At 57.2% G+C, this 18,889-nt stretch carries 13 protein-coding genes; 8 read left to right on the plus strand and 5 right to left on the minus strand.

All coding sequences use genetic code 11. From position 1 onward, the window contains the following. Positions 1-178 precede the first annotated feature (178 nt). From PSQ90_RS11825 to PSQ90_RS17155, 5 genes are all read left to right on the plus strand, one after another. On the plus strand, positions 179-1,375 hold the full coding sequence (locus PSQ90_RS11825; RefSeq protein ID WP_282210501.1) for an efflux RND transporter periplasmic adaptor subunit: 1,197 nt from the start codon (positions 179-181) through the stop codon (positions 1,373-1,375). Beyond that, complete coding sequence (locus tag PSQ90_RS11830) at positions 1,372-3,321, plus strand: MacB family efflux pump subunit (RefSeq protein ID WP_282210502.1); 1,950 nt, start codon at positions 1,372-1,374, stop codon at positions 3,319-3,321. Before PSQ90_RS11825 ends, PSQ90_RS11830 begins: the two co-directional genes overlap by 4 nt. Positions 3,322-3,573: 252 nt before the next feature. Further along, on the plus strand, positions 3,574-5,472 hold the full coding sequence (locus tag PSQ90_RS11835; protein WP_456077140.1) for an autotransporter assembly complex protein TamA: 1,899 nt from the start codon (positions 3,574-3,576) through the stop codon (positions 5,470-5,472). Then, positions 5,469-7,478, plus strand: coding sequence for a translocation/assembly module TamB domain-containing protein (locus tag PSQ90_RS11840; protein ID WP_282210503.1), 2,010 nt, complete (start codon positions 5,469-5,471; stop codon positions 7,476-7,478). The genes PSQ90_RS11835 and PSQ90_RS11840 overlap by 4 nt, the downstream gene beginning before the upstream one ends. Before the next feature lie 773 nt (positions 7,479-8,251). Continuing rightward, entirely contained in the window at positions 8,252-9,817 is a 1,566-nt protein-coding gene (locus tag PSQ90_RS17155; RefSeq protein WP_407648216.1) for a translocation/assembly module TamB domain-containing protein, read from the plus strand. A 41-nt stretch (positions 9,818-9,858) separates the two neighbouring features. On the opposite strand, the gene PSQ90_RS11850 is transcribed toward PSQ90_RS17155, so the two are convergent. The 4 genes from PSQ90_RS11850 to PSQ90_RS11865 all read right to left on the minus strand — a co-directional run bounded on the left by PSQ90_RS11850 (position 9,859) and on the right by PSQ90_RS11865 (position 15,641). Further along, complete coding sequence (locus PSQ90_RS11850; protein WP_282210505.1) at positions 9,859-11,712, minus strand: extracellular solute-binding protein; 1,854 nt, start codon at positions 11,710-11,712, stop codon at positions 9,859-9,861. Between the two features lie 76 nt (positions 11,713-11,788). After that, entirely contained in the window at positions 11,789-13,399 is a 1,611-nt protein-coding gene (locus PSQ90_RS11855; protein ID WP_282210506.1) for an ABC transporter ATP-binding protein, read from the minus strand. Beyond that, the gene (locus PSQ90_RS11860) at positions 13,396-14,538 is read right to left on the minus strand and encodes an ABC transporter permease (RefSeq protein ID WP_282210507.1); all 1,143 of its coding nucleotides are present in this window, start codon (positions 14,536-14,538) and stop codon (positions 13,396-13,398) included. Before PSQ90_RS11860 ends, PSQ90_RS11855 begins: the two co-directional genes overlap by 4 nt. Beyond that, positions 14,535-15,641, minus strand: a complete 1,107-nt coding sequence (locus PSQ90_RS11865) for a microcin C ABC transporter permease YejB (protein WP_282213053.1) — start codon at positions 15,639-15,641, stop codon at positions 14,535-14,537. Before PSQ90_RS11865 ends, PSQ90_RS11860 begins: the two co-directional genes overlap by 4 nt. A gap of 156 nt (positions 15,642-15,797) precedes the next feature. Between PSQ90_RS11865 and PSQ90_RS11870 the strand changes: the two genes are divergently transcribed. Next, positions 15,798-16,133: a cupin domain-containing protein gene (locus PSQ90_RS11870; protein WP_407648116.1), complete on the plus strand. Its 336-nt coding sequence runs from the start codon at positions 15,798-15,800 to the stop codon at positions 16,131-16,133. A 72-nt stretch (positions 16,134-16,205) separates the two neighbouring features. Here PSQ90_RS11870 and PSQ90_RS11875 read toward each other — a convergent pair whose 3' ends face one another. Next, complete coding sequence (locus tag PSQ90_RS11875; protein ID WP_282210508.1) at positions 16,206-16,832, minus strand: hypothetical protein; 627 nt, start codon at positions 16,830-16,832, stop codon at positions 16,206-16,208. Positions 16,833-16,921: 89 nt separating this feature from the next. Here PSQ90_RS11875 and PSQ90_RS11880 point away from each other — a divergent pair, with 89 nt between their 5' ends. Both PSQ90_RS11880 and uxuA read left to right on the plus strand, forming a co-directional pair. Next, positions 16,922-17,536: a trimeric intracellular cation channel family protein gene (locus PSQ90_RS11880; protein WP_282210509.1), complete on the plus strand. Its 615-nt coding sequence runs from the start codon at positions 16,922-16,924 to the stop codon at positions 17,534-17,536. Positions 17,537-17,613: 77 nt separating this feature from the next. Continuing rightward, positions 17,614-18,828, plus strand: coding sequence for a mannonate dehydratase (gene uxuA, locus PSQ90_RS11885; RefSeq protein ID WP_282210510.1), 1,215 nt, complete (start codon positions 17,614-17,616; stop codon positions 18,826-18,828). The last annotated feature ends 61 nt before the right edge of the window (positions 18,829-18,889 follow it).

The following is an 18,889-nucleotide window of genomic DNA, read 5'->3' on the forward strand; positions in this document are numbered from 1 at the left end:
CAATAATATTTCAGTTGCCGGTTAGCATGGCGCACCGGTCGATGGCAAAAAAACTGTGCCGTGGGTTGACTCATGGACCTGTCAACATTGCGAAAAAGATAGGCAACCTTACCAAAATCTAACAAGACCCAGCGCGGTGGTACGGCTATATTTCCGTCTCACTCTAAGGGATTGGGCCTTGAAGACAGTTGCTCGAGTATTGGTATTGCTGGTGGTGGTTGGTGGAACAGGCGCGGCCTGGTGGTGGAGCTTTGAAAAACCACAGGCAGCTGTGGTGCCACAAACCGTGGAGGTCACGCGCGGCCGGATTGAAAGCACGGTGCTCGCCTCTGGTGTGCTGGAAGCTAATTCACTGGTCAGTGTCGGTGCTGAGGTTTCAGGGCGCATCGAAAGCCTTGACGTCAATTTGGGCCAGGAAATCGCCAAGGGGGATCTGATCGCCACCATCGACTCCCTTAATCAGGAAAATGCGGTCAAGGCGGCGGAGGCGGCGCTCAAACAGATCAATGCGCAAAAGCGCGTGCAGCAGGCGAACCTGTCACAGGCCGAAACCGCCCTGACGCGCGCGAATCAGATGTATGAAAAGAACCTGATTGCCCAAACCGAGTTAGAGACCGCCAAGGCAGCGGTAGAAACGGGCAAGGCGCAGATTGACGGGTTGGATGCCCAGATCACCCAGGCCACGCTGGCGGTCGAGTCGGCGCAACTCAATTTGAGCCGTGCAAAGATTGTGGCACCGGGCGCCGGTACGGTAGTGGCTGTGCTTGTGGAAGAGGGGCAGACGGTCAATGCATCGTCGGCAACGCCGACTATTGTCAAGATTGCCGATCTCGACACCATGGTGATAAAGGCAGAAATTTCGGAGGCCGATGTCACAAGGGTGCAGCCGGGACAGCTGGTCTATTTCACCATTTTGGGTGAGCCTGACAACAAGATTGATGCGACGCTGCGCGAAATCGAACCGGCGCCTACTTCAATCAAAACCGACGGTAGTGCCAGCGATACTGCGATTTATTATAACGGGTTGTTCGAAGTGCCCAATCCCGATCACAAGTTGCGCATTTCAATGACCGCGCAGGTCACGATCGTCTTGGCGGCCGCTGACAATGCGCTGCTGGTGCCCAGCTCGGTGCTGCGTCAGGGTGCTAAAGGTCGCCAGACCGTGATGATTTACGATCCGACGACCGAAGAGCGTCGCCCGGTCCCGGTAAAGGTTGGCATAAACAATAATATCCGAGCGGAAATTACCGAGGGGCTCTCGGAAGGCGAGCGAATTATCCAGAGTGGGCAGGGGGCGGCGCGAGGCACCGGCAGCAATTCGGCTGCTGGCAATGGGCGAGGCCTGGGTGGTCTTGGCGGCGGCCGGCCGCGATGAGTGACCCTGTCATTTCACTCAAGGGGCTGAACCGCTGGTTCGAGACCGGCGCGGAAACCGTCAACGTACTCAAGGACGTAGACCTTGACATTCGCGCCGGTGAAATGGTGGCGATCATTGGCCAGTCGGGCTCTGGCAAATCGACATTGATGAATATTCTGGGGTGTCTGGACCGGCCATCGGCCGGTACCTATAATTTTTCCGGACGAGAGGTCGCCCGGCTCGGGCCAGACCAGTTAGCGGAATTACGTCGTGAGCATTTCGGTTTTATTTTTCAACGCTATCAGTTGCTGGCTGATCTGGATGCGGTGGAAAATGTTGAAATGCCCGCGATTTATGCGGGCGTGGAACCGAGCGTACGGCGGCGGCGGGCGATCGAGCTACTGACCCGACTTGGACTGGGTGAGCGACTGGACCATCGTCCTGCTGCACTATCGGGTGGTCAACAGCAGCGCGTCAGCGTGGCGCGTGCCTTGATGAACGGTGGCGAGGTCATTCTGGCCGATGAACCGACCGGGGCACTGGACAGCCACTCTGGCAAGGAATTGATGGCCCTGTTGGATGAATTGCATGAGGATGGCCACACCATCATCATTGTGACGCATGATCCGCTAATCGCGGCTCAGTGCGACCGTGTAATAGAAATTGCCGACGGTGAAATCATTGGCGATAGCCGCGATGGCCAAACGCGAGAGTCGCACACGAACGCGAACGAGCCGATAGCGCGCAGTGCACGCTGGCGCGAGGGCCTGGACCGGGCAGGAGAGGCGTTGCGAATGGCCATGCGGGCCATGATCGCCCACAAATTGCGAACCTTTCTGACCATGTTGGGGATCATTATTGGGATCGCGTCGGTGGTTTCGGTGGTGGCGCTGGGACAGGGTAGCCAGCAGGACGTGCTGGAACGTATTTCATCGATTGGGACCAACACGATCAATGTTTATCCAGGCAGCGGTTTTGGCGATCGCAGCTCCAACCGTATTCGAACGCTTAAAACCAGCGATGCAGAGGCCATTGCCGAACAGGGTTTTACCGATAGCGTGTCGCCGCTGGTTAGCGCCAACACCACAGTACTTTATCGCAATACCGCCTCGAACGCCTCTGTCACGGGGGTGAGCGAGGGCTATTTCAGGGTCAATGGACGTGAACTTGTTGAAGGGGTGCTCTTGTCCGAGGCTTCGATCCGGCAACGCACCCAGGACGCGGTAATCGACGAAACGGCTCAGGCGGCGATATTTCCCAATGGGGAAGATCCGCTTGGTCAGGTTATCTTGCTCGACAGGGTGCCGATGCGCGTTATCGGTGTTGTAAAAACCGTCACAGGCTTTGGCCGCGGCGGCGACAGCGCCAATATCTACGTGCCCTACACAACAGCAATGGACCGAATTTTGGGGCGGAACTATCTCGATTCCATCTCGGTCCGGGTGCGCGATGACGTCGATATGGATCAAGCGGAAACCGAACTTCAGGCGTTGATGAGCCGCCTTCACGGCACCGACGACTTCTTCCTACAAAATACCGCTACTATTCGCGACACTATCGAGGGGACCAGCGCCACTTTGACGCTGCTGATATCCACCATTGCAATCATCTCGCTGGTGGTGGGCGGTATCGGGGTGATGAATATCATGCTGGTTTCAGTCAGTGAGCGAACCAAGGAAATCGGTATTCGCATGGCGGTCGGTGCGAGGCGAGGCGACATACTGCGCCAGTTTCTGATCGAGGCAGTATTGGTCTGTTTCATCGGGGGCGGTGCTGGCGTCGCCTTGTCGTTCGGGCTGGGTGCGGCGCTTACCCAGATGGTTGCTGGCGCACGACTGGCCTATTCCACAGAGTCCATTGTTCTGGCGATAGTGTCGTCAAGCCTGATTGGCGTGGTGTTCGGCTTCATGCCCGCCCGCTCGGCAGCACGGCTCGATCCGGTTGAGGCCTTGGCGCGGGAATGATCCCGGTGCGCAAGTGTCGCCGATTGGCAACGTGTGGTGATCACAATTGTGTCCAACGCCTCGTCATGGCTATATATTGCCATGGCTTAGCCCTATTGTGGCTACATAGAACTGCCGAACGGTAAATTGAGCGCCGACAGAAGGCTGTTCTGGCGACTTAACTGAATCTTTGCTACAAATGCCCAGAATGGGCACCGGCTGAAAAGCCAAGTCATCGGTGGGGACAGATAACTGCATATTGCGCGTTTTGTATTGAGTATCTGCGCCCGTGGTGTGTTTGTGGTTGCTGCCGGTATGGCGCTGACACAGCCGAGCCAGGCCTTGAACATATTTGGCCTAAAATTGTTCGAGGATCAGAGCGAAATTGACGCAGATGCTGTCATCGCCGATCCCCAACCCTATGTTCTTGACCTAAAAGTTGCGCCGGACGAAGGTCTTGATGACGTTGTGCGCGGTGCCTCAGGGCTTGTGTCAGGTGAAGGCACGCCAGCGTCGGGCGCGGCGGGGCTTTTGGCGCAGGCGCGCGGCGACTATCGCCGGATCACAGCGGCGCTCTATGCCGAAGGCCATTATGGCGGAGTGGTCAATATTCTCGTTGATGGTCGCGAAGCTGCCAATTTGCGCCCCGACATTGAATTGCCGGATCCCGTTTCGGTTCAGATACTTGTCAATCCCGGGCCGTTGTTTCGCTTCAATCGGGTGAGTGTACTCAATCAGGCACCGCCGACCGAGGATCCAGATGACTATGTCGAGCCGCCATTGGGTATTGGCTATGGCGCGGGTGAAACCGCCAAATCCGGGGTTATCCTCAAGGCAGAGCAGTTGGCGCTGCGTGCCTGGCGGCAGCAGGGCTATGCAAAGGCCGCCATTGCGAAACGCGACGTGGTCGCCGACCATTCAAACAATACTGTTGATGCGACCATCACGGTCAATCCGGGGCCCCGTGCGGCCTTTGGACCGGTGGCGGTCACCGGGACAGAACGGATGGATTCCGATTTCGTGCGGCGGCAGACCGGGTTGATCGAGTGGGAAGAATACGACCCCGACGCCTTGGCAAGGGCGCAAAAACGCCTTGACCGGCTTGAGGTCTTCCGGGCCGCGCGGCTGGAGGCGGCAGATGCCATCCAGACCAACGGCTTATTGCCCTACACATTGATCGTCCAGGAGTTGCCAGGGCGCCGGTTTGGGGCTGGGGCTACCTATTCGACTGTAGATGGGTTGGGGTTGGAGGGCTATCATCTCTGGCGCAATCTGTTTGGACAGGCGGAGAGACTGCGGCTGGACGCCAAAGTCGCCAGTATCGCCTTTCCAATTGATACCGCCCAGTTCGACTACGCCTTTGGCGGCACCTTCACTAAACCGGGTTTTTTGACGCCGGATACGGATCTGGTGGCGTCAATTTCGGCAGAACGTACCGTGGTGCCGAGATATACCGAAACCTCGATTGGCGGTCGTTTGGGGTTGACGCATTTCTATTCGGACCAACTCACGCTGAGTGGGGGCGCCAGTTTTGAGCGCAATCGGTTCGACGATAGTTTTGGCACGCGCGACTTTACCACGGCCGGGGTGTATGCTGGCGCGATTTATGATGGGCGCGACGACAAAGTAGATCCAGCGCATGGCATTTATCTGGCGGGCAATGTCGAGCCGTTTTACGAGTTCTTTTATGGCAAGCCCGCAGTCCAGGCGACGATTGAAGGACGCACCTATTTCGGCTTTGGTCAGGATGACAAATTTGTTCTGGCAGGTCGGGTCAAGGCTGGTGCCCTAGTCGGGCCGGCCCTTAATGAAATTGCGCCGGACAAGTTGTTTTTCGCTGGCGGCGGCGGTTCGGTTCGCGGCTATGGCTTCAAGAGCATTGGCGTGGATGATGGCACGGGCACCGTCACCGGCGGCCGATATCTGCTTGAAGCATCGCTTGAAGCGCGGGCCAAAATCAACGAGCAGTTCGGCGCGGTCGGCTTTATTGACGGCGGGTATGTTGCCGCTGACACCTTCCCGAGTCTTGATGAGTTACGGCTCGGCGCGGGGGTGGGCGTGCGCTATTACACCGGGCTTGGCCCGTTGCGTGCCGACATTGCCATTCCCTTGAACAAGCGTGCTGGCGATCCTGATTATGCGCTTTACATCGGCATTGGACAGGCGTTTTGAGGGGGCAATTTAACATAGTGCGGCGCTGGATTGTCGCGCTGACGCTGGCGGTGATGGCGTTGGTCATTGGTGTCCCGGTGTTGGTCGGCACGATGGCGCAGGATGTCGCCAGCATGAGTGAGGAGCAGCAGAAAGACTGGCTCACCAGTTTTGTGCAGGACAAGCTCTCGACGCCCGAGCGCAAAATTGAACTTTCCAACATCGATGGCGCGCTGGGCTCGGATGTCACCATCCGCGAAATCACCATTTCCGATGCCGAGGGGGTTTGGCTGCGGGTCAACAACGCTCGCCTGACGTGGAACCAGGCTGCCCTGTTTCTGGGTCGGCTAGAGATCAAATCGCTAACAGCTGACTCCATTGAATATCCGCGCAATGCTATTCCCAATGATCAGATGGATTTGCCGCCCGCCGAGGCAGGGACATTGGAAGTCCCCCAATTTCCGGTCGCCATCATTCTTGAACAGCTCAATATTCCCAAGGTGAGTTTTGGTCAGAGCGTCTTTGGGTTGGCAGCTGATGTGTCGCTCGGCGGGTCGTTGACCCTTGATGGCGGGAATTTGACGACCAAGCTGGACGTCGTGCGGCTTGATGGCCCCGGTGGGCAATTGAACCTTGATGTTGCCTATCAAAAGGAAGCCAACTCCATTGATCTGGGGTTGGCACTGTCTGAACCCAAGGACGGGGTGCTGTCCAACCTGCTCAATATTGAGGGACGTCCAGCAGTTGAACTGACAATCAATGGCTCGGGACCGGTTGCCAATCTTGCGACGCAGATCGAACTAAAGGCCGACGGGCAAACGGCTCTCTCAGGTACAACGGCGATCGTCCAGACCGGGAATGGCTATGAGGTAAAATCGGATTTGGGTGGCCCATTGTCCAGTCTGGTTGCGGAGCCTTATCGGCCGTTTTTTGGCAGCAACACCGCATTGCAAATCGATGCGATATTGCGCGATCAGGGTGGCGTATCCGTCCGGCGCTTGGCGATCAGCGGCGGCCAACTAGCATTAACGGCGAATGCTGAAACGACGCCGGATTTCTTCCTTTCCCAACTCACACTTGACGCTAGTATTGCGGACCCGGCCGGTGGTGCAGTGACGTTACCTGTTTCAGGCAGTGCCACGCTGTTGCAAAGCGCGCAGTTCAACATTGATTTTGGTAACACAGCGTCGGAAGACTGGAGCAGCACGCTTGACGTGGAGGGGTTTCAATCAGCGGGCTTTGCTGCGTCCACTATCGGGCTAAAGTTGGGCGGGATCGCCGCTAATCTGGCTGACGCCAGTACCCGGCGCGTGACGTTCAATGGCGATGGCAACGTTTCGGGCATCGTGGCCTCTGAGCCAGTTGAGGCGGCGCTCGGCGACACTATCGGCGTCGGGGTTGCCGGGCTGTGGAAGGCGGGTGAACCTTTGCAGTTGGCGCAGTTCCGCGTTGTCGGCAAGGCGCTGACGGCAGCGCTCAGTGGAGTGGTCGACGGCCTGGTATTCAAGGGCGATGTTAAACTGGACACCAGCAATATTGCCGCCTTTTCGGGGTTGGCGGGGCGCGACCTATCGGGCGCTCTTAATCTGGCGGCCAATGGCACCATAAGCCCGGCCTCGGGCGGATTTGATCTGACGCTGGATGGCACTGGCCAAAACCTGGCGATCAGCGACAAGATTGCCGATGGACTTTTGGCTGGTAATGTCGACCTGTCAGGGCGGGTGGCGCGGACCGAAGATGGGCTCTCGGCTGATGGTTTCCGGCTGGGTAACCGGCAGGTGCAATTGGCTGCCGATGGCAATTATTCCAATGCGATTGCCGATTTCAAATTCACTTTGGGCCTGTCGGACCTGGCGCTTCTGTCGGATGCAGCAAGCGGGGCGACCAGTGTGGTTGGCACTGCAAAGGGAGAGGGGGGCAATTGGCGCTCAACCTTGATGTCAGTGTGCCGCAGGGGCAGCTTTCGGGCAAAAATCTGCGTGATGCAATGCTGGGCTTTTCGGGCTCAACGCTCGACAATCGGTTGAACGGCGCAATCAGGGGCGAGGCATCGCTTGATGGCTTCCGCACCGATTTGCAGGCCAATGTCAGCGTTTCCAATGAACAACAGCGGTTGAGCGATCTTGATTTTCAGGCGGCGGGGACCCGGCTCACTGGCGATCTGACACGGGGGAGCGATGGCTTGACTAATGGCGCGCTAAAATTGACGGCCCCTGATGTTTCTGTCGCCGCGGCGCTGCTGCTGGCAGAAGCCAAAGGGGCGATCAATGCTGATATTGCTCTGGTCGGGGCTGACGGACAGCAGAATGCCAATGTCGCCGCCAACGCCAAGGGATTGGCATTCAACGACATTATAGTTGGTAGCGCCGATATTTCGGTCGAACTGAGCGATCTACTGGGTGTGCCGGTTATTAACGGAACGGCTGTCGCGCAGAGCGTTTCAGCGGCCGGGGTTGATATTGATCAACTCAGCGCAACTGCAGCCCAGACGGGCACTACTACGGATTTCAGCGCCAAAGCGCGTTTGCAAAATGGCAGCGATATTGATCTGGCGGGTACGCTGACGCCTGTCGATAACGGCTATCGGTTAGGGCTGGATCGGGCTGAATTGGCCCAAGGTCAATTGACCGCTCGACTGGCTGCTCCGACGGTACTGAGTGTTTCGGGTAGTACGGTTAGGTTGGATGCGGTGCAGCTCAACGTGGGTTCGGGTAGTTTGACGGCGAGGGGCACGGCGGGCGAAGCGCTCGATATTGCACTTGATATTCGTACACTGCCGCTGGCCATTGCCAATGCGGTGATGCCCGAACTTGGGCTGGCGGGCACGCTGAATGGCAGTGCGCAGATATCGGGCAGAAGCAGCGCGCCGCAGGTTAGTTTCACCGCTGATGCCAATGGGATCAGCGCCGCAGCGATCAGCGAATTTGGCATCGCGCCGCTCAGTGCAACGGTCAGTGGCAGCTACGCCAACAGCGTGGTGACCCTTGCGGGATTGCGCGCCGAAGGTGCGCGTGGGTTGCAGGTTTCGGGTTCGGGTATCGTGCCGCTCGATGGCGGTGGGCTCAATGTGTCGGTGACGGGTTCGGCTCCATTGGCGTTGGCCAATCGATTTGTGGCGGATCGGGGCGGGCAGGCAAACGGCACCGTTTCGCTTGACGCAAGGGTGACCGGAACCATAGCTGCGCCCGCCTTTAGCGGCTCTGTCTCAACCAACGGGGCGAGTTATGTCGACCCCGAGGCCAATGTTCGGATTCAGAATATTACGGGTTCAGCCAATCTTGAAGGCGATCGTGTCGTCATTCAATCCTTGTCGGCAGGGTTGGCGACCGGCGGTACGGTCAATGCAACGGGATCGATTTCATTGACCAATGGTTTTCCAGCCAATGTGCAAGTGGGGCTTAATTCGGCGCGCTATGCCGATGGCAATCTGTTCGTCGCAACGGTTTCAGGCAATCTGGCACTGACGGGTAATCTAACCGGCAACCCTTTGCTCGCGGGCAATATTGGGGTTGAAAAAGCAGATATCACTGTTCCAGAAAGCTTTGGTGATGGCTCGGCGCTGATTGACGTTACGCATGTCGATACGCCACGGGCGGTGACGCAGACGCTGGCACGGGCCAAGGCAGATGAACGTAGTTCAGCGCCAACGCCCTCCAACAGGCCGAGCGGTATGCTGCTCGATATCAATATTGATGCGCCAAACCAGATATTCATTCGTGGTCGCGGGCTTGACGCCGAAGTGGGTGGTTCCGTGCGCGTTACCGGGCCATTGAACAATATCCAGCCGGTGGGTGGCTTCTCGCTCAATCGCGGTCGATTGGCGATCCTGGGTCAACGCATAACCTTTGATAGCGGCACCGTAACGCTTGTGGGCGATCTCAATCCCTACTTGAATCTTGTGGCGCGAACACAGGGCGAGGGGATCACAGTTTTCGTGACCGTATCCGGTCGTGCGTCGGACATTTCGGTTGATTTTTCATCTTCTCCCGCTCTACCGCAAGATGAGGTTCTGTCGCGGCTGATCTTCAAGCGCTCTGTTGGCGAGCTCTCGCCATTGCAGCTGGCGAAGCTTGCCGGGGCAGTGGCGGAGTTGGCTGGCGGCGGCGGCAATAATGGCCTGCTTGACAGTTTGCGCGGCGCAGCCGGCCTGGCTGATCTGGATATTGTGACCGATGCCAATGGCAATGTTGCGGTGCAGGCCGGGGCCTATGTGCAAGACAATATCTATCTAGGCGTCCAGGCCGGTGCAGACGGGCAGAGCCGGGTTACAGTCAATCTCGATATAACCGACGATCTGACGGCCAAAGGGTCAACAGGCGCTGACGGCAATTCCAGTGTCGGTGTGTTCTACGAAAAAGATTACTAGGCAGGTTGGGGCTGCAATAATATCGGCAGCCCTTGTTTGCTCTAGCCGGCGTCCGTGACTTTGGCTTTGGCTTCGTCGTACCACCAGAGCGAGGGGAAGCCGATGCCGAACTCGGGCAGTTTGTCGGGATGGCTGAACCGGTTCCAACGGGCAGAGCGGGCCTTGCGCAGGGTGTAGGCGGGAATTACGTAGTCGTGTGCCAACAGGACCCGATCAAGCGCCTTGGTAGCGGCTTCAAGGGTTTCTCGGTCTTTTGAGAATATTAACTTATCGATGAGGGCATCAATGCCCGGATCGGCAATGCCGGCGTAATTGCGTGAACCCTGCTGTTCGGCAGACCCAGAGCCAAAGAAGTATCGCTGCTCATTGCCGGGCGAAAACGACTGGGTCCATGCCCCGTAAATCATGTCGTAGTCAAAACTGCGGGTGCGGTTGATATATTGTGGTCCGTCGACGGTGCGCAGGGTGGCATTGATGCCGATTTTGGCGAGATTGGTGACAAGATTGGAGGCCACCGGTTCGATGGTGGGGCCGTCGAGCAGGATCTCGAAACTGAGTTGCTGGCCATTGGCATCGACCAGACGGCGGCCGTCGAGTTTGTAGCCAGCCTCGGTCAAAAGGTTCAAGGCGATGCGCAGATTAGCGCGCAGTTTTTGCGGATCACCATTGACCGGATTGGTATAGGGGACGGTATAGACCGAGGCCGGGATCTTGTCTTTGACCGAGTTGAGGATTTCCAGTTCCTTGCCTTCGGGCAGACCGGAGGAGGCGAAGGGAAGGCCGTAGAAATAGCTGTTGATGCGTTCGTACTGGCCAAAGAAAATGGTCTTGTTCAGTTCTTCGAAATCAAAAGCATAGTTGAGTGCCTTGCGGACGCGTTCGTCCTGAAACTTTGGTTCACGCAAATTGGGGATGAAGCCGACCATCAGGCCCAAGGCGTTATAAGGCTCGGGGAACAGTTCCTGAATGACGCGACCGTCCTTGACGGCGGGGAAGTCATAGCCCGTGGCCCAGCGGCGGGCGCGATTTTCCAACCACCAGTCAAACTGGTCGCCCTTGAAGGCTTCGAACTGGACGTCGAGGTCGCGGAAGTACTCAACGGTGTATTCGTCAAAATTGTTCTGGCCGACCTGGGTGGGGTGATTGATGCCCCAATAGTCCTTGACGCGCCTGTAGGTGATGGTGCGGCCGGCTTCGAAAGAGCCGATTTCATAGGGGCCTGAACCCAGGGGCGGTTCGAGTGTTGATGCACCGATATCGCGTTTGTTGCCCTTGGCGTCAGAGCCTTCCCACCAGTGGCGGGGCAGGACCATCAGTTGGCCAAGGATTTTGGGTAGTTCCCGGTTGCCGGTCTGATCAAAAGTAAAGGTAACTTCGCTGGGAGCGGTTTGAGAGACACCGGTGACGTTGGCATAGTATTGGGCGATCAGCGGGTTAAGCTCTTTTTGCTTCTCATAGGACCAAATGACATCATCGACTGTAACGGGTTCGCCGTCATGCCATTTAGCGGCGGGGTCCATGCGGAATGTTACCGAGGAATAATCGTCAGGATATTTCATCGCCTCGGCAAGCAGGCCGTAGTCGGTCAATACTTCATCCTGAGACGGGGTCATCAGGGTTTCGTAGATCAGTCCGATATTTCCTTCCACCTCGCCCTTGGGCAGGATTGGATTGAACGTGTCGAAACCGCCCATGGCGCCGAGACGGACCTGACCGCCTTTGGGCGCGTTAACATTGACGTAATCGAAGTGGGAAAAGCCTTCGGGATATTTAGGCTCGCCGATGGCAGAATTGGCGTGATGCCATTGCCCGTCGTCGGCCAAGGAGGTCTGAACAAATCCGGTTAGCAGGGACAGAACCAGCCCGGTTGTGGCGGCAAATGTGGTGATTTTCATGGGTTCACTCCGGGCAAATTCTGGTTGTGGTGCAACAGTCTAGGCGGAATGCTGAACTTGTAGAAGGGGCTCACCATCAAGATTTCGCAGGCGGTGAGCCGATGGCCGTCTGATCGAAGGCCGCAGCGATCAGAGTTTTGGTGTAAGTCTCTTTGGGATTTGCGAAAATCTGCTCGGTCGGGCCCTGTTCGACGACCTTGCCATTGTGCATGACGATCATGGAACTGGCTAGGGCACGGACGACCTTGAGGTCGTGGGAAATGAAAAGGTAGGTCAGCCCGTGTCGGGATTGCAGGTCGCGCAGCAGGTCAACGACCTGAGCCTGAATGGAGACGTCGAGTGCCGAAGTCGGTTCATCCAGAACGACGAATTTCGGCTCCAGAACCATGGCGCGGGCGATGGCGATGCGTTGGCGCTGACCGCCGGAAAATTCGTGCGGATAGCGGTAACGCAGGTCGGGTGAAAGACCAACTTCTGTCAACACTTTGCTAACACGTGTGTCACGTTCAGCCGCATCTATATGTGAAAAATGAACCTTTAATCCTTCTCCAATGATGTCAGCCACCGACAGGCGTGGACTGAGTGATCCGAACGGGTCCTGAAAGACGATCTGCATTTTGGCGCGGTGGGGGCGCATGGCCTTCCAGGATTGGTTCTGGATATCCTCGCCGAGGAAGACAATTCGCCCGTTGGAAGAGAGAAGGCGCAAGAGGGCATAGCCGAGGGTGGATTTGCCTGAACCGCTTTCCCCCACCACACCCAATGTTTCGCCCTGGCGCACGGTGAGGTCGACGCCATCGACGGCCTTGATGTGGCCGACGGTGGTCTTAAAGATGCCGCGCCGAATGGGGAACCAGATGCGCAGGTTTTCGACTTCAAGAATTTTGATTGCTTTGGGACGCGGTGTTGGTGGCGTGCCGCGTGGGGCGGCGGCGAGCAGGTGCTTTGTGTAGCTATGTTGGGGAGCGTCGAATATGGCCTGGGTGTCATTGGCCTCCACGATCTCACCAGCGGTCATGACGCAGGTGCGGTCGGCAATGCGGCGCACAATGCCCAGATCGTGGGTGATGAACAGCATGGCCATGCCAAGGCGTTGCTGCAGGGATTTGAGAAGCTCAAGAATTTGCGCCTGCACCGTCACATCAAGGGCGGTGGTCGGCTCGTCTGCAACCAGAAGGTCAGGTTCATTGGCCAGTGCCATGGCGATCATGACGCGTTGGCGCTGGCCGCCGGAAAGCTGGTGCGGGAACGCGGCGAGACGGCTGGCAGGGTCGGGAATGCCGACCTGATCGAGCAGTTCGATGGTGCGGGCGCGGGCTGCGTTAGAGCGCAGGCCGGCATGGATGGCCAAAACTTCGCCGATCTGGCGCTCAACTGTGTGCACCGGATTGAGCGAGGTCATCGGCTCCTGAAAAATCATCGAAATGTCGTTGCCGCGCACTTTCCTGAGGGCCGGCGGGCTGGCGCTCAACAGGTCCTGGCCCTTGAAAAGGATTTGTCCCGACAGGCTGGCAGTCGGTGGCAGAAGTTGGAGGATCGAGAGGGCGGTGACGGATTTGCCCGAACCACTTTCCCCGACCAGCGCCAAGGTTTCGCCCGGGGCAATGTCGAAGCTGACATTTTTGGCAGCGTCAGCGTCGCCGAAACGCACGCCGAGGTCGCGAACCGATAGGAGGGGCGCGCTCATGCCAGGGTCTTTCTGGGATCAAATGCATCGCGCACGGCTTCGCCAATAAAGACCAGCAGGGTCATCATGATGGAAATGGTCAAAAAGCCGGTGAGGCCGAGCCAGGGGGCCTGAAGATTGTTTTTGCCTTGCGCAAGCAACTCGCCGAGCGAAGGAGAGCCGGAGGGGAGGCCGAAGCCGAGGAAATCAAGCGAGGTCAGGGTTGCAACCGATCCGGACAGGATGAAGGGCAGAAAGGTCAGGGTGGCGACCATGGCATTGGGCAGGAGGTGGCGCAGGATTATGGTGGGATTGGCAACGCCAAGGGCGCGGGCGGCGTTTACATATTCAAAATTGCGGGCGCGCAGGAATTCGGCCCGCACAATGCCCACCAACGACACCCACGAGAACAGCAACAGGATGCCGAGCAATACCCAAAAGCTGGGCGCGATGACGCTCGAGATGATTAGCAGCAGGTAGAGTGCGGGGACGGCGGTCCAAACCTCGATAAAGCGCTGGAACAGCAGATCGACCCAGCCGCCGAAATAACCCTGCACCGCACCGGCGGCGACGCCGATGATGGAGGAAATAACGGTGAGCACGAGGCCAAAAAGCACGGAAATGCGGAAGCCATAGATAAGGCGCGCCACAACATCGCGTCCACGATCATCGGTGCCGAGGAGATGATAGTTGGACCAGATGCAATTGGAATCATCGACGCCCATTGGATAGTTTTGGCAGATTTGATCGCGGCTCATCAGCCAGCTTGGTTCAACTGGGGCGGAATGGGGCAGGACGTCGTCGACAGTAGCAAAGTTGAAACGCACCGCGGGCCAGAGAGCCCAGCCGTTGGCGGCAATTTCGTCGGCAATGTATGGGTCGCGATAGGCTGTGGTGGCGAGAAATCCGCCGAATTTGGATTCAGGATAATTGACCAGTGCAGGATAGAGCAGTTCGCCCTTGTAGGAGACAAGAATGGGGCGATCATTGGCGATGAATTCGGCCCCGAGCGTCAAAATGAAAATGACGAGGAAAATCCAAAGCGACCAGTAACCGCGCTTGTTGGCGCGGAAATTGGCCCAGCGGCGACGGGCAATGGGGTTGCCGGGTTTGCGGGGGAGCAGATCAACCTTGTCCGGTGCCGCGCTCAACCCAGTCATACTTCGCGACTTTCAAAATCAATACGCGGATCGATCCACATATAGGCGAGGTCAGAAATCAGCGAAATGACGAGACCGAGCAGGGAGAAGATGTAGAGGGTGGCAAATACCACAGGATAGTCGCGATTGGCGACCGATTCAAAACCGAGCAGGCCCAGTCCATCGAGATTGAATATGGTTTCGATCAGGAGCGAGCCGCCAAAGAAGGCGCCGATGAAGGCACCCGGAAAGCTCGATATCACCAGCATCATGGCGTTGCGAAAAACGTGGCGATAGAGCACCTGATTTTCGGTCAGGCCCTTGGCGCGGGCAGTGGTGACATATTGCTTGTTGATTTCATCGAGAAAGGAATTCTTGGTCAGAAGCGTCGTGGTGGCAAAGGCACCAACGCCCATGGCAATGATGGGCAAGACGAGGTGCCAGAAATAATCAATTACCTTCTGGTACCATGGAAAGTCGGCAAAGCCGGTGGAGGTCAGACCGCGCAGCGGGAAAATGCTCCAGAAGCTGCCGCCGGCGAACAGAACGATCAGCGCAATGGCAATAAGAAAGCCGGGAACGGCATAGCCGATGACGACGACGGTTGAGGTCCAGATATCAAAACGTGAGCCATCTGAAATGGCCTTGCGGATGCCAAGCGGAATTGAAATGCCGTAGGAAAGCAGGGTCATCCAGAGGCCCAGCGAGATGGACACCGGCATCTTGTCCCTGATCAGATCAATGACTGAAATATCGCGATAGTAACTGTCGCCGAAATCAAAGCGCAGATAACTCCAGAGCATTTTCCCGAACCGCTCCAGCGGGGGCTTGTCAAAACCGAACTGTATTTCAAGTCTGGCGACAAGTTCGGGGGAGAGGCCACGCGAGCCGCGATAGAGCGAACCTGAGCCTTCGCCAGTCTGGGCGGTACCCTGACCAGCCAGATCGCCTTGGGCGTTGCCGGTGAAACGCTCGCTGAGGGACGAGTTTACCCCACTCATGCGGGCAATAGCCTGCTCGACCGGGCCGCCGGGCGCAAACTGTATCACCAGAAAGGAGATTGCCATTATGCCGAATATTGTCGGGATCATCAGCAGCAGGCGGCGAAGTATATAGGCGCCCATCATTACTCCACTTTGGGCTTTGACCTGAAGCTAAGCCTACGGCAACATGGCCGCGCAAATCACCTTGCGGTGAACCCAAGTGCAACACTTACATGACGGATTGGCAAGCGTGGTGTGATGGCACAGTTGGCAGAGTATTTGATTGGAGACGGGCCCTTGAGTGAAGTAAAATTGTTTGGCGAAGCCGATACGGTTGCATGGATGGATGTGGCGTCCGGCACCAAGCGCCGGGTGTTGCTGCATTTGCCCGAACTGATGCAGGTTGAATTCAAATTTGAAAAAGGTGCTGGCGGGCCCCTGCATGCGCATCCCCATATTCAGGTGAGTTACGTGGCTGAAGGACGGTTCGACGTGACCATTGATGGCAACACTCAGACGCTTGAACAGGGGGGTAGCTTTATCGTGCCCGGCGGGCTGATGCACGGGGCCAAGGCGCTGACGGCGGGTCGGTTGATTGAGGTCTTTACCCCGCAGCGCGACGAATTCGTTTAGGTTTTTGTTGATCGAAGTGAACGAAAAGGGCAGTCCGGTGGGACTGCCCTTTTTTGCTTGGGCCTTCGGATGTCAGGCCCTGTCGATTGCAGTTAGCAAAGCCTTGTAAGCAGGGGCATGACCCTTTGGGTGATTGGCCATGCCGGGGCGGGTGAGCCAGCCTCGGCGCGGCGGAATGTAGCTGTATATCTGCTGTATCGGGCGTTCGCGCCAGGTCAGATTGAAGGCTGCATAGCGGGGAAAGAACTGCATGCTATGGTAGGGCAGACTGTCGTGTACCCACCAGGCGAGCGCTTCCCAATCGCCGGTCTCGTCGAAATAGGGGATGGCGCGATTGATGATGATGCAGGCGCAGGCCCCCATATTGCCTTTTTCGTCGCGCCGATCCCAGATGTGGCCAGCATGATTGGCGTGATTGGCAGCGCAATTGAGCTTTTGAAGATTGCCGAAGTGGTTGAGGTCGGGCGCGCGGTAGGCTGAGCGGATTGAAATTCGGCCAAAGCGGGCTTGCAACGGCTCCAGCAGATTTTCGCAGAGTGCGGTACCGGCAGCGATAGCAAGGTCGGGATCGTCGGGAATATTGGAGAAGCCATTGATGGCGGCGATTTCGGAAAACAGAAAATCGCGCATGAAAAAACTCTGAGACAGGCGGGTTCGTCCGAAGGCTTCAAGGGCTTTGACGCTTTGTGGTTTTCGCATTGAAATGATCCGAGGGGATGGACGCAAAATACTGCTCCTGTACCCTAGTGCGAGCAACCCGATTTTCTCCCGCCTTGCAGGACCGTTTTATGCTCAGTTTCATATTCTATGTCGCCCTTGTGGTCGAGGCGATGACAGCGGCACTGGCCGCGGGGCGACGAAAAATGGACTGGTTCGGGGTGTGTGTTCTGGCGTGCGTTACAGCGCTAGGCGGCGGTTCAGCTCGCGACATCTTGCTGGGGCATTATCCGCTGACATGGGTCGGGAACCCCTATTTACTGCTGCTTGTTTGCGCTGCCGCGCTGTTCACCATTGCGATTGCGCGCGTGGTCGACAAATTGCATTGGCCGTTCTTGCTGCTTGATGCGCTGGGGCTGGTGGTTTTTACCATCATCGGCTGCAATGTGGCGCTGGAGATGGGGCATCCGCCGTTGATCGTTATTGTTGCTGGCATGATCACCGGGATCGTAGGTGGAATATTGCGCGATGTGCTGTGCAATGATGTGCCGCTGGTTTTTAGCGGCGAGTTATATGCGACCGTTTCGATTGTGACGGGGGCGATTTACTTTTTCGGGCTGCAGTTCGGGTTCAACAGCGAATTTGTTATCAGTGCGGCAATGGCGGTGGGATTTTCGCTGCGGGTTCTGGCGATAGTTCTCAAGTGGGAAATGCCCAAATTTGTCTATGACAAGGATTTGCGCTGAGGGGCGCGGCCCGAATATGCTTTATCGGCGGGCGCGATTGTGGCAATGATCTACCATACAAGATTAGGGGACAGACGTTGCGACAGACCTGGCGGTGGTTCGGGCCAAAGGATTTGGCCAGTATTGATGACGTAATCCAGACCGGGGCGGCGGGTATCGTCAGTGCCTTGCACCATTTACCCAACGGGGTGGTGTGGAGCGCGGAAGAGGTTGCCACGCGGCACGCCGAAATTGGTGCGCGCAAGGATGGTACCGCGTCGGGGCTGACATGGGATGTGGTCGAGAGCCTGCCGGTCAGCGAAGACATCAAGAAGCAAAAGGGCGACTGGCGCGCCCATATCGAAAACTACAAGATTTCGCTGCGCCATATCGCCGAGAGCGGGCTTGAGGTTGTTTGCTATAATTTCATGCCGGTGCTCGACTGGACGCGGACCAATCTGCGCTGGGACCTGCCCAACGGCGGTTCATGCATGCGGTTCGATATCAACGATTTCGCCGCGTTCGACATTCATGTGCTGGGACGGCACGGGGCAGGGGCCGACTATAGCAACGCCATTGCCGATGAAGCCGGACGCCGATTTTCCGCCATGGACGATGGACAGAAAAAGACGCTGACGCGCAATGTCACCATGGGTTTACCGGGTTCGAGCGACAGCATGTCGCTTGACGATGTGCGCGGGCATCTGGCTGAATATGACGGGATTTCACGGGATCGGCTGCGGGCCAATTTTGTTGATTTTCTTGAAGCGGTGGTGCCCACAGCGGAAGATCTGGGCGTGCGGCTGTGCTGTCACCCCGATGATCCCCCGTTCTCATTGTTGGGGTTGCCGCGGGTGATGTCGAGCGAAGATGATTATCGTTTCATTCTGCAAGCGGTGGACAGCGCGGCCAATGGGATGACGTTGTGCACGGGCTCATTGGGCGTGCGACCCGACAATGATTTGCCCGGGATGATGGAGCGGCTGGGCGACAAGGTGCATTTTCTGCACCTGCGCAATGTGCGGCGCGACAGTGGCGATATCATGGGATCGTTCTTCGAGAGCGAGCATTTGGGCGGCGATGTCGACATGGTCGCGGTGATTGCAGCAGTTGTGCGCGAGGAGCGCCGACGACGCAAGGCCGGGCGGGCCGATCACACCATTCCGATGCGGCCAGACCATGGGCAGGATATTCTGGATGATCTGGGTCGACGCTCCCAACCGGGCTATCCAACGATTGGCCGGATGAAGGGGCTGGCCGAGCTGCGCGGGGTGATCAACGTCCTTGAACATGCGCAATTGGGGTTGAATTAGGCGCAAACTCAATAAAATTCGACACTCTTAACCAAGCATTACGGGATTTACCGCCAAATAG

This window comes from Devosia rhodophyticola (assembly GCF_028816475.1).
Classification (GTDB): Bacteria; Pseudomonadota; Alphaproteobacteria; order Rhizobiales; family Devosiaceae; genus Devosia; species Devosia rhodophyticola.

Coding starts and splice junctions, on each gene's coding strand:
- PSQ90_RS11880 (WP_282210509.1), top strand. CDS start 16,922: ATGCTCAGTTTCATATTCTATGTCGCCCTTGTGGTCGAGGCGATGACA.
- PSQ90_RS11850 (WP_282210505.1), bottom strand. CDS start 11,712: ATGAAAATCACCACATTTGCCGCCACAACCGGGCTGGTTCTGTCCCTG.
- PSQ90_RS11830 (WP_282210502.1), top strand. CDS start 1,372: ATGAGTGACCCTGTCATTTCACTCAAGGGGCTGAACCGCTGGTTCGAG.
- PSQ90_RS11875 (WP_282210508.1), bottom strand. CDS start 16,832: ATGCGAAAACCACAAAGCGTCAAAGCCCTTGAAGCCTTCGGACGAACC.
- PSQ90_RS11865 (WP_282213053.1), bottom strand. CDS start 15,641: ATGGGCGCCTATATACTTCGCCGCCTGCTGCTGATGATCCCGACAATA.
- PSQ90_RS11855 (WP_282210506.1), bottom strand. CDS start 13,399: ATGAGCGCGCCCCTCCTATCGGTTCGCGACCTCGGCGTGCGTTTCGGC.
- PSQ90_RS17155 (WP_407648216.1), top strand. CDS start 8,252: ATGCCCGAACTTGGGCTGGCGGGCACGCTGAATGGCAGTGCGCAGATA.
- PSQ90_RS11860 (WP_282210507.1), bottom strand. CDS start 14,538: ATGACTGGGTTGAGCGCGGCACCGGACAAGGTTGATCTGCTCCCCCGC.